At 59.5% G+C, this 12,044-nt stretch carries 9 protein-coding genes; 3 read left to right on the top strand and 6 right to left on the bottom strand.

The genetic code is table 11. The annotated features are described in order from the left end of the window. On the bottom strand, positions 1-900 hold the full coding sequence (locus QM600_RS14070) for a phosphodiesterase (RefSeq protein ID WP_283262089.1): 900 nt from the start codon (positions 898-900) through the stop codon (positions 1-3). Between the two features lie 319 nt (positions 901-1,219). Between QM600_RS14070 and QM600_RS14075 the strand changes: the two genes are divergently transcribed. Beyond that, positions 1,220-2,593, top strand: coding sequence for a dicarboxylate/amino acid:cation symporter (locus QM600_RS14075; RefSeq protein WP_283262090.1), 1,374 nt, complete (start codon positions 1,220-1,222; stop codon positions 2,591-2,593). A 77-nt stretch (positions 2,594-2,670) separates the two neighbouring features. On the opposite strand, the gene QM600_RS14080 is transcribed toward QM600_RS14075, so the two are convergent. From QM600_RS14080 to QM600_RS14090, 3 genes are all read right to left on the bottom strand, one after another. Next, entirely contained in the window at positions 2,671-3,765 is a 1,095-nt protein-coding gene (locus tag QM600_RS14080) for an alpha/beta hydrolase (RefSeq protein ID WP_283262091.1), read from the bottom strand. 143 nt (positions 3,766-3,908) lie between these two features. Further along, the gene (locus QM600_RS14085) at positions 3,909-5,048 is read right to left on the bottom strand and encodes an alpha/beta hydrolase (RefSeq protein ID WP_283262092.1); all 1,140 of its coding nucleotides are present in this window, start codon (positions 5,046-5,048) and stop codon (positions 3,909-3,911) included. Between the two features lie 143 nt (positions 5,049-5,191). After that, the gene (locus QM600_RS14090; protein ID WP_283262093.1) at positions 5,192-6,364 is read right to left on the bottom strand and encodes an alpha/beta hydrolase; all 1,173 of its coding nucleotides are present in this window, start codon (positions 6,362-6,364) and stop codon (positions 5,192-5,194) included. Positions 6,365-6,479: 115 nt separating this feature from the next. On the opposite strand from QM600_RS14090, the gene QM600_RS14095 reads away from it, so the two are divergent. Continuing rightward, a complete protein-coding gene (locus QM600_RS14095; RefSeq protein ID WP_283262094.1) occupies positions 6,480-9,689 on the top strand; it encodes a DEAD/DEAH box helicase in 3,210 nt (1,069 codons plus the stop codon). Between the two features lie 113 nt (positions 9,690-9,802). After that, positions 9,803-10,378 (top strand): TerD family protein, encoded by a 576-nt coding sequence (locus QM600_RS14100; protein WP_094274183.1) that lies wholly within the window; start codon positions 9,803-9,805, stop codon positions 10,376-10,378. 59 nt (positions 10,379-10,437) lie between these two features. On the opposite strand, the gene QM600_RS14105 is transcribed toward QM600_RS14100, so the two are convergent. Together QM600_RS14105 and QM600_RS14110 are read right to left on the bottom strand one after the other, a co-directional pair. Continuing rightward, the gene (locus QM600_RS14105) at positions 10,438-11,721 is read right to left on the bottom strand and encodes a plasmid pRiA4b ORF-3 family protein (protein ID WP_283262096.1); all 1,284 of its coding nucleotides are present in this window, start codon (positions 11,719-11,721) and stop codon (positions 10,438-10,440) included. 133 nt (positions 11,722-11,854) lie between these two features. Then, on the bottom strand, positions 11,855-12,044 hold a 190-nt coding region (locus QM600_RS14110; protein ID WP_283262098.1), incomplete at its 5' end, for a hypothetical protein.

Consider the following 12,044-nt stretch of genomic DNA (forward strand, 5'->3'; position numbering starts at 1 on the left):
CTAACTGCCTGCAGTACTTAATGTTTCACTGACCACAATGCCCGCAGCGGCCAATTTGACCGCCGCTGCGGCAGCGTCGACAGGCTCACCCACTGTGGGGTAGGCGCCGATCGGAACCACCGAATGAACGATCGTGTCGGCGTACACGTGAACCAGATTGCAGCCCTGTGCACCGTCTCGGCCACGCTGGCCACCCACTTCGACGTTGAGGTCCTGGGTGTAACAGGTCGACGACGCCACCGATACCGGAATCCCGGCGAAGGTCGCCATCGTCGAATAGTGCAGGTGCCCAGCCAGAATGGACCTCACATCACTACCACGAAGCACATCGGCCAACCGTGACTGGTCTCGAAGTTCGACAGAAACCGCCAGGTCCTGAATACACGGAACCGGCGGATGATGAAGGGCCAGAATCGTTCCGTCCGGAGCGGGACTTGCCAACTCGGTTCGGAGCCATTCCAACTGGGCGTCGGTGATCTCGCCGTAGTGATGACCGGGAACACTCGAATCCAGAGTGATGATGCGGAGTCCGTTGACGTCGTACACACGATCGACCGGCTGTTGTGACGGCAACTCGTTCAGCAACGACGTCCGGAAGTGTTCACGATCGTCGTGGTTACCCATCGCCCAGATGACCGCGGCACCGACGCCGGCTGCCACCGGCTCCACAATTGCCTTCAGTTTCTCGTACGCATCAGGTTCCCCGCCGTCGGTCAGATCACCGGTGAAGATCAATGCCTGCGGGCGCGCCCCGGAATTTTCGACACCGGCCAGGACCTCGCGAAGTCGCGCTTCCGCATCGACTGCGTCGTAGAGGTCCCCTTCGGCAACGAGGTGGGTGTCACTCACGTGCACCAGGAAATGCTTGGGATGTGGGTACTCGGCATGTCGAACGCTCATCGGTCTCTCGCTTCCGCTAGCCGACGTGCAGGCGCCGGTGCACCTACGAACTTCGACACTAGTCACCGCCCATTTCGCACTGTCCGGGCACACCCTCGAGCAGCCCGCGGCAATCGGTAGTTTAAGCAACGAGTACTCTGTGCCGAGTGTTGCTCCTGACCTCTCGACGCTACGTCGACCTTCGCCTGCAGGCGAGCGCTATGTGTATGCGCTCGCTCTGACCTAGCGCGTACCAGGACACATTTTTCGCGAAACCCCGCCTGAATCTCTTCATGGCGTGCTGTGTTTTGCTCTCTTCGATTTTTCGAAAGGCATTGTCATGCCCAGCTCCACCCAAACCGGCGCACCGGAAAGCTCAAGGACTCGATTTCCTTCTTGGGCAACATCATTCGGACCGCAGATTATCGCCGGCCTCATCATCGGCGTGATCATCGGCCTCGTTGCACGTGCGATGCCCGACGCCGCCGACGGCAATAGCAACTGGCTCATCGGCACCGTGGCGACCATCGGTTCCAGCTACGTCAAGCTACTCACCGTGGCCGTGATTCCGCTGGTGTTCACTGCCATCGTCAGCTCGATCGCCAACCTCCGTGAGGTCGCGAATGCCGCCCGCCTGGCAGTCCAGACTTTGCTGTGGTTCGCGATCACCGCGTTCATCGCCGTGATCATCGGTATCGTCGTCGGCCTGATCACCGATCCGGGATCGCGGACCGATGTCGCCATCGATGCGGCCAAGGAACCGAAGAGTTCCGGTTCCTGGTGGGCGTTTGTCACCGGTTTGGTACCCAACAACTTCCTCGGCCTGGGCGCTAAGACGTCAGTTGTGGAAGGCGCAGCCACCACGTCGCTGAGCTTCAACGTTCTGCAGTTGCTCGTCATTGCCGCAGCTATCGGTATCGCCGCTCTGAAGATCGGTGCGAAGGCCGAACCGTTCCTCGAGTTCAACGCTTCGTTGCTGGCCATCATTCAGAAGATCCTGTGGTGGATCATCCGTCTAGCACCGATCGGCACCGCCGCCCTGATCGCCAACGCCGTCGCAACCTACGGCTGGGACGCCATCGGCTCGCTCGGCGTCTTCACGGCCGCCGTCTACATCGGCCTCGCCATCGTCTTCTTCGTCGTGTACCCGGCCCTCATTGCCGCACACGGCCTCTCGGTTCGGAACTTCTTCTCCGGCGTGTGGCCGGCCACACAGCTCGGCTTCGTTTCCCGCTCGTCGATCGGCACCCTGCCGTTGACCGAACGCGTCACCGAACGCAATCTCGGTGTTCCCCGCGAATACGCGTCGTTCGCCGTGCCGCTCGGTGCCACCACCAAGATGGACGGTTGCGCCGCCATCTACCCCGCAATCGCAGCGATCTTCGTCGCCGGTTTCTACGACGTCCCGCTCTCCTTCACCGATTACCTGCTGATCATCGTGGTTTCGGTCATCGGTTCTGCTGCAACTGCCGGCACCACGGGTGCAACGGTCATGCTCACGCTGACCCTCTCGACGTTGGGCCTCCCGCTCGCCGGCGTCGGACTGCTGCTGGCTGTCGAACCGATCGTCGACATGGGCCGTACCGCAGTCAACGTCACCGGCCAGGCACTTGTCCCGGTCATCGTCGCCAAGCGTGAAGGCATTCTCGACACCGCACGCTTCAATGCTCCGCGCAACGGAGATCCCTTCTCCGAGGAGCTTGTCGACGCCTGATCACTGCTTCACACGGCAGCGTCCCCGCACCATTGAGCTTTCGGTGCGGGGACGCTGCTGTGTGCCAGGACTAACGCTCAGATTCCGAGGGCCTTCGACAGCGTCGGCCAGGCCTTGGGGAGTTGATCACGCCAGTATCCCCACGAGTGTGTTCCGTTGGGCTCGTAAGCCACCGTGGCCGCGATACCGAGTGAACGAAGTCGCTCATCGAAAGCGTGGGTACACATGTTGGCGACCGCCTCGATAGTCCCGCCGACAATCAGACGATCGGCAAGGCTCGGGGTCTGCAGGTTCTCGTGCGGACCCGGTGCTCCGGGTCCCACTGACAGGTAGATTTCCGTTCCTCGGAGTTGCTCGGCATTGCGGAGTGAGTCGTGGGCTTCCCACTCCGGTCCACCAAGTTCGCCCCACATATTGCCCGGGTTCCCACCACGCGAGGTCACGGTCGACAAAATACTGGCACGACCCCAGAGATCCGTGGTCGAATAACAACCGCTGAAACCCGCTACTCCCTTGTACATTCCGGGGTGTCGCCCCGCAAGCATCATTGCGCCCTGCGCACCCATCGACGTGCCGGCAATCGCCTTGACGCCGTTAGTTGCAAACCGCGCATCGACGAGCGGCGGCAATTCCTCCGTGATGAACGTTTCCCACCGGTGCAATCCGAGCTTCGGATCGACATTCTGCCAATCCGTGTACATTCCGGCCTTGCCGCCGTTGGGCATGACGACGTAGACATTCTTGTCCGCAAAAAAATCCGGCGCCCCACCGAAACTCATCCATCCGCTCGACTCCTCCGATCCTGCCGCACCGTCGAGAAGATAGAGAGTCGGCCGGGGTGCGGAATTGTCCGCCGGGAGCAGGATTTCGACGCCCACCTCGCGTTGCAGAGCAGGTGAAGCAATCGTCAGGCGCACAGCCTGGGATCCGGTGACACTTTCACCGACGATTGTCGCGGCCCCCATCCCGCTGCGCAGTTCCGGACGAATCCCCGGGTTACCCTGCATGGAGCCTGGCACGGTGGAACCGTATTTCAAGCCCTCCACGCTGTCGGAAGTCGGTGTCGCACCCGCCACAGCGGTGGTGAACACCTGAATCCCGAGAGCACACAGGGCTGTCGCGACGACTCCGGCCCGGCGCACAGAGGTGGGCGAAGTCAGGCTCTTCTTCATCAGGCTCCCAAACAAGTAAAAATGAAATCCAGTGAAGAATACCGTCCAGTTCAGAAGGAACCTTCGGTACGCCCGTCCTTACACACAGAACGTCCCTGCCTCAATTGATCGATGCAGGGACATCTGATGTTGTTCGCCAGATCTTAGACGCCGAGCGCCTTCGACAGAGTCGGCCACGCCTTGGGGAGGCGCTCACGCCAGTATGCCCAGGCATGCGTGCCGTTGGGCTCGTAGTCGACCGTTGCCGCGATATCAAGATCCTGCAATCGTCGGTCGAACTGCCTCGTACACTCCTCGGCCGCAGCTTCGATACCGCCGCCCACGACCAGACGCTCACCGAGATCAGGAGACTGCAATGTTTCGTCCGAACCCGGCAATCCGTTGGCCACCGAAATGTAAATCTCTTTACCGCGCAAACTTTCCGCGTTCAAAAGAGAGTCATGTGCTTCCCACTCGGGTCCGCCGAGTTCGCCCCACATGTTGTTCAGATCCCCACTGCGCGAAGAAACTGTCATCTGCGCGCTTGTCCTGCCCCACACATCCATCGTCGAATAGCAGCCACTGAAAACCGCAATTCCGCTGTACAACGTCGGGTTCCGGTGTGCAAGCATCATCGCGCCCTGCGCACCCATCGAATGGCCGGCAATCGCCTTGACACCTGTGGTCTCGAACCGCCCATCCATCAGTGGCGGCAGTTCCTGAGTGAGATATGTTTCCCACTTGTTCAGGCCGAGCTGGGGATCCATGTTCTCCCAGTCCGTGTACAAGCTAGCCGCGCCGCCGTTCACCACCACCACGTACACATTCTTGTCTGCGAAGAACTCGGGTGCGCCGCCCTGCGTCATCCACTTACTTGTGTTCTCCCCCGCGTCGACGCCGTCGAGTATGAAAAGGACCGGGCGCGGTACCGAACTGTCGGCGGGAAGCAGAATCTCGACGCCGACTTCACGTCGCAATGCGGGCGACGCGACCGTCAGGCGCAGCGATTGAGAGCCTGTGACGCTCTCCCCGGTGATCTCAGGCGTGACGATATCGTCGCGAAGCACCGGTAGTGGTTCGGGCGCATCCCGGAATATCTCGGGCATAGTGGTCCCGAAACCCAGGCCTCCGAAGGACTCGATGGTCTCCATGGCCCCGACACTGCCGGCGCTCTCGAGGGTTCCGGGACTCGGAGCAGCACCTGCTGCCGTGGCACCGACCACCTGAGTGGACAGCGCGCACAACGCGATCACCGCTACGCCGAGCTTTCCGAGTCGGGCGCGAGCGGTCGATGTGACGTTCAATTTGACTCCAAAGGTTAAATGCGATCCCTAGAAGATACCGCGCAGTCGCGTTAAATCTCTTATTTCGGGCACGCAACCCTGATACACAAAATGTCCCCGCATCGATTGATCGTTGCAGGGACATCTCATGTTGTTCCCAGATCTCAGACGCCGAGCGCCTTCGACAGAGTCGGCCACGCCTTGGGGAGGCGCTCACGCCAGTATGCCCAGGCATGCGTGCCGTTGGGCTCGTAGTCGACCGTTGCCGCGATATCAAGATCCTGCAATCGCTGGTCGAACTCGTGCGTGCACTGATTTGCCACCGCTTCGATACCGCCGCCGACGACCAGACGCTCGAGGAGTTCAGGCGTCTGCAACGTTTCGGCCGAACCAGGCAGTCCGTTGGCCGTCGAAATGTAGATCTCTTTGCCGCGCAGACTTTCCGCGTTCACGAGCGAGTCGTGTGCTTCCCACTCCGGTCCGCCGACCTCGCCCCACATGTTGTTGGGATCCCCGCCGCGCGAAGAAACCGTCCACTGGGTACTCGTTCTGCCCCACACATCCATCGTCGAATAGCAGCCACTGAAGACCGCTACTCCGCGATACAACTCCGGATTTCGATGAGCAAGCATCATTGCACCCTGCGCACCCATCGAGTTGCCGGCAATCGCGTTGATGCCATTGGTATTGAATCGCGTGTTGATCAACGGCGGCAGTTCCTGGGTGATGAAAGTTTCCCACTTGTGCAGGCCGACCTTGGGATCCGCGTTGTCCCAGTCCGTGTACAGGCCCGCCACGCCACCGTTGATCATCACGACGTTCACGTTCTTGTCTGCGAAGAACGCCGGAGCGCCGCCAATCGTCATCCACCCGCTTGTGTCTTCCCTCGCGTCGACACCTTCGAGCATGTAAAGGGCAGGGCGCGGTACCGAATTATCGTGAGGAAGCAAAATCTCGACGCCTACTTCGCGTCGCAATGCGGGCGACGCGACCGTCAGGCGCAGCGATTGAGCGCCAGTGACGTTCTCACCTTTGATCTCGGAGATTTCGATGTCGTCGCGCAAGGCCGGAATCGGTCCCGGATCATTCTGGAATACCTTGGGTATCGTCGAGCCGAAATCGAAGCTCCCGACGCTCTCGAGGCTCCCGCCCACACTCCCGAGACTGCCGGTGTTCGCCACGCTCCCCTCAATACTCCCGAGGCTTCCCAGGCTCCCAGCGCTCGGCTCAGCACCTACTGCCGTTGCACCGATCACCTGCGTGGTCAGCACACACAGCAAAATAACCGCAACCCCCAGCTTGCCGATTCGGGCGGGCGCGGTCGACTTGATCTTCAATTCGACTCCAAAAGGTAAAATGCGATCATTGAAACATACAGGGCAGTCGCCTGATATTTTTCTATATACGTCACACAGTCCCGAGAGTGTCGGCACCCCGGATTAGTCTGGAGCGATGCAACCGGCAGCAGCGACAGTCCTCGACTTGGACCAGATCCGTGCTGTCGTCGGTACAACAACGTTTCAGCGCGGCCTCACCTATTTCCGACAAGGCGCGGTCCGCGAATTCGAGTGGGCCCCGGCATCAGAGACCATCGTCGGCGAGGTTTCGGGTACCAAGACATACGTCACGACGGTCTTTCTCACACGCCGACCACACGGTGTCGTCACCATCCTCCGCGGCGTCTGTACATGTCCGGTACGTATGAATTGCAAGCATGTGGCCGCACTCGTCGTAGCTGCCGCGGCGCAGGCAGAACTACCAAAACCATCCGTGAACTGGGAAGATTCACTGCGCACTCTACTTCGAAGCGGTCCTGTCGAACACGCAGCGACTGATCTCGGCATTCAATTCACACTTCGAACACAGGGCGAGCGCAGACAACTACTAGTCAAACCCGTGCAACCCGGAGCCCGGGGATGGATATCCGGCGGGTTGGCCTGGAACAAGCTCGGCACGTCGTACCAGCATCCGGCTCGACAAATCCGCATCCTGCACGACATCCACCTGCTGTTCAACGGCGGATCAGTCTATCGGCACCAGACCGCCACAGATTTTGATCTGGCAGACTTCCCGAGCCCCGGACTCTGGACATTGCTCGCCGAAGCCCGCAGTGCCGGCATTCCCCTGATGCACTCCGATCCAAGACTCGGGCCCGTCACGCTCGAGCACAGTGCGCACCTATCCATCGACGTGACAACCGGCCCCGACGACGGACTGATCATCGCGCCGAGTGTCCAGATCGCCACCGATACCGAGGGACCGAATTCGACACCGTCGATCTGGCGACTCATCGGTCCCTCTGCGCACGGAGTGTTCACCGCAGATCCCGACGGTACTATCCGGCTGGCCCCACTGAGTGATCCCATCGCGCCGGAGCTTCAGGAATTCTTCAACGCGCGCAACACTATTGACGTACCCGCAGAGCACCGCGACACATTCACATCGCGCTACGCCGTCAACCTCGGTGCGCTCGCAGATATCGTCTCCTCCGACAACTCGTATGTTGCGCCGGCCGTCACCGGACCCGTTCTGCATCTACAGGCCAGCTTCAGCGACGATCATCGCGTCGACCTGCGGTGGGCGTGGCATTACGCCGTCGGCACCGAGCGCTTTTCAGTAGCGGTGGAGGCACACTCCACCACCGTCGACTGCCGCTCGTACAACAACGAACAGAGCATCCTCGACACGGTGCTCCCCCTGCTCACACCGACCGGCAACCCACCGAGCTCCCAGAAATTGAGCGACGGCCCGTTGACCGGCCTGGACACCATGCGATTCGCTCTCGACGTCCTACCTCTACTACTCGATCACCCGGACACCGAGGTCGCCGTCATCGGGTCGCCGGCAAACTACAGAGCTACCGACGATTCACTCGTTATCGGACTCTCCACTTCTGCTTCGTCGGACAACGTCAGTTCCGACTGGTTCGACCTCGACGTCACCGTCAACGCAGACGGCCAAGAAGTGCATTTCGCGGACATCTTCGCCGCACTCAGTCGCGGTGACACCGAACTCCTACTCGCCGACGGTGCATACTTCAGCCTCGACAAACCCGAACTCCGTGAACTCCAGCGCCTCATTGCCGAGGCTCGCTCGCTCCTCGACCGACCCAACGGGCCGCTCAAGATCAGCAAGTTCCAGGCCGGACTCTGGGACGATCTCACTTCATTGGGAATCATCGAACATCAAGCAGCGCAATGGAAAGAGCAAGTAGGCGGGCTACTCGCTCACCCCACTATCGAGCAAGTCGACGTCCCCGAGACGCTGCAAGCCACACTCCGCCCCTACCAGATCGACGGGTACCGCTGGCTCAACTTCTTGCGAAAGCACGGCCTCGGCGGAATCCTCGCCGACGACATGGGCCTCGGCAAAACACTGCAGACACTGGCGATGATTGCCGTTGCACGCCAAACGGATCCGACGGCACCGCCATTTCTGATTGTTGCACCGACCAGCGTTGTGTCCAACTGGAAATCCGAAATCGCAAGATTCACACCGGAACTCGCAACCGTAGTCGTGGCCGGAACTCTCAAACGGCAAAATATCGATCTCACCAACATCGTTGACGGCGCCGACATCGTGCTCACCTCGTACACATTGCTTCGACTCGACGCCGAATCCTATTCCGCAAACAGTTGGTCCGGCCTCATCCTCGACGAGGCCCAGTTTGCAAAGAACCATAAATCCAAAGTCCACCAGTGCGCCCGGAACCTCGAGACACCGTTCAAGCTCGCAATCACCGGAACTCCGATGGAAAACAACCTGACGGAACTCTGGTCCCTACTCTCGATCACTGCGCCCGGACTCTTTCCGAATGCCGCGCAGTTCACCGAACAGTACCGTCGACCCATTGAAAATGACGGCGACACAGACCGTTTGGAACAATTACGCCGACGCGTCAAGCCCTTGATGATTCGACGAACCAAAGAACAGGTAGTTCACGATCTTCCGGCCAAGCAAGAACAAGTGCTCGAGATCGAACTCCACCCCAAACACCGCACGCTCTACGACACTCATCTCCAACGTGAGCGCCAGAAGATCTTGGGATTACTGACCGACGTCGACAAGAATCGATTCACGATCCTTGCGTCCCTCACACTCTTACGTCAGCTCAGCCTGGACGCTTCGCTGATCGACGACAAACACACCGCCATCCCATCGGCAAAGGTCGACGCGCTTGTCGAACAATTGGACGACGTCGTCGCCGGCGGGCACCGAGCTTTGATTTTCAGCCAATTCACCGGATTCCTCACCTCCGTTCGCAAACGGCTCGACGCCGAAAACATTCGCTACTGCTATCTCGATGGCAGTACCCGCAACCGCGGAGAAGTGTTGGACGAGTTCAAGACCGGCACTGCTCCAGTGTTTTTGATCAGCCTCAAAGCTGGTGGCTTCGGTCTCAACCTCACCGAAGCCGACTACTGCTTCATTCTCGACCCCTGGTGGAACCCTGCTACCGAAACGCAAGCTGTGGACCGCGCCCATCGAATTGGCCAAACCCGGAACGTCATGGTGTACAGACTCATCGCCAAAGACACAATCGAAGACAAGGTCATGGCACTCAAAGCCAAGAAATCCGCGTTGTTCTCGAGCGTCATGGACTCCGACGAGTTGCTTAGCTCCACACTGGAAGCCGACGACATCCGCGCACTATTCGACTGAAAGGCAACAACACCTCACACCCCCCACCCCAGAATCTTGGGTAGCGGTATGGTGAATCAGGAACAGAACTCACGAATGTGGAAAACCACCACACTCGAACGAGAGGAACCTGAATGGGCGTCACACTTGCCAAGGGCGGCAACGTATCTCTGTCGAAGGCAGCACCCAACCTGACCAAGATCTCGGTCGGCCTCGGATGGGACGCAAGAAGTACCAGCGGCGCTGACTTCGACCTCGACGCCAGCGCCTTGGTCACCGGCCCCGAACGCAAGGTACTTTCGGACCTTCACTTCGTGTTCTACAACAACCTCCGCTCTCCGGACGGTTCCATCGAACACACCGGGGACAACCTCACGGGAGATGGAGACGGCGACGACGAGGTAATCAACGTCGACCTCTCCGCCGTACCTCCCAACGTCACTAACATCTTCTTCCCGGTATCGATTCACGACGCCGACGCGCGACTCCAGTCATTCGGTCAGGTCACCAACGCCTACATTCGCGTCGTCGACCTTTCCACCGGATCTGAACTCGCACGCTACGACCTCTCCGAAGACGCCTCGACGGAAACCGCGATGATCTTCGGTGAGCTGTACCGCCACAACGCCGAATGGAAGTTCCGGGCAATCGGCCAGGGCTACGCGTCCGGTCTCGCCGGTATCGCTCGCGATTACGGCGTCAATATCTGATCTGTCCAGAAGCAATGGGGTTCGGGCCGAAGTTCAAAGTCGGCCCGGGCCCCATTTTTCTAGCGTTGCAGGACTGCCCGCGCAAGATCGACTGCCCATGGCATATCCCGCGTCGAGCCGATTCCCAAGAGATCCTGACCAATCGCTCCGATCAGATCGAGAACCTCGACTGTGGTGTGCGCACGCTTCACCGGCACCGCCGACTCCGACGTCAAAACAACCGATGATCGGATCTGTGACAGAGAGCCCGCAACAAGATGATGGCGATCCGACGGGTCCAACCCCGCCGCCACCGAAAGAAGGATCAGAAGTTCGACTGCCCGCGCACTTCCGTGGGGCGCAACGGGAACCTGCGCGACGATGCAGTCCCACATCACATCGACATCCTCCGACGCCAAGCGTCCCCGACGGGTCAATACGATCTGGCCCTTCAGCTTCCTCGCCAGACCCCAACTGCGCAGAAGGACGAACAACCGCGTGGCCTTGGGCAAATTGACTGGCCCGAGTGCCGGCTGATCCAGCACAACGTCGACCGTCGAGTCGAAAGTCGCCACATCGATTCCCTCGGCGTCGATCAAGGTCAACAGCATCTGAAGTCGAGCACCTGCCTGGGCACGAACCTCGTTCGATATCTCGGACGAATCGTCGATACATGCTATTTCGAAGACATCATGCAGCTCGGGCACACTTGCCGGCGCAAGCAATTCAAAAAGGTCACGAATGTCGAAGTCGCGAGGGAACGACGCTACAACTGACTCACTCTTCGCAATTCCAACACAACGGGATAGTCGATCATTGACCTCGTCGAGGTCAAAATGCTCGGGATCGAAATCGGTCTGGGCCCATTCCAAGGTCCACTCACGCGATCGCAGTTCTTCGGAAACGAGCACTCCGAGCAATTGCTCGTATTCTTCGGGGCCAACGCATGCTTCCGGCGGGCATGCACCAACTCCCTCGACGCAAATCACAGAAATGTCGATATCGCCGTCGTCGACCGCATCCAGAATCAAAGTATGACGCCAGCTCCCCATGCGACCGTAGCGATACTGAATCTTATCTCCGGGCAAGACCAGAATTTCGTCCAAGCGGATTTCGTTTTCAGCGACGGCGATCTGACCCGCACCACGACGATCGGAAACTCGGTGAAGCGGCACGTACTCCTCGAAATCTCCGGGGAAACGCGTGCCGGCCTTTCTCCATGTATGACCGTGCATATCGCGCCAACCCATGGCGCGCTGAACGAGAGAATGGAGGTGGTCCAGCGTGACATCGGAATTTACGATAATCCGACGCGATACCTGCGTGGAGATGCCATCAAGTTGGAGCGAGATCCGATAACTCACCGATAGCGAACGCCTCTTTGTTCGAAGCGAGCAGCCGAATGGATATTCCGGAGCACCGTCATCGTGATCGGATGCATTGCCTTCTTGCGCATTCAGTTCTTCCGGTACAAGTCGCAGATGCGATGCGCCGGAGTCACGGAAGCCAACCATAGATGTCCACTATGCCACGGATTGCCGACAATCCCTGGGTATCTTTCTCCAGCCCGTATTTCATCCACCCTGGTATCGAGCGAACGGTACGCCCGACACCCCCCGACCGAGACAACCACACCGTGCGCACCACCCCCGCCGGCCGGAAACCGGGACCCGGGAACCGGGGACCG

It is taken from the genome of Rhodococcus sp. IEGM 1379 (assembly GCF_030056815.1).
Taxonomy (GTDB): domain Bacteria; phylum Actinomycetota; class Actinomycetes; order Mycobacteriales; family Mycobacteriaceae; genus Rhodococcus_F.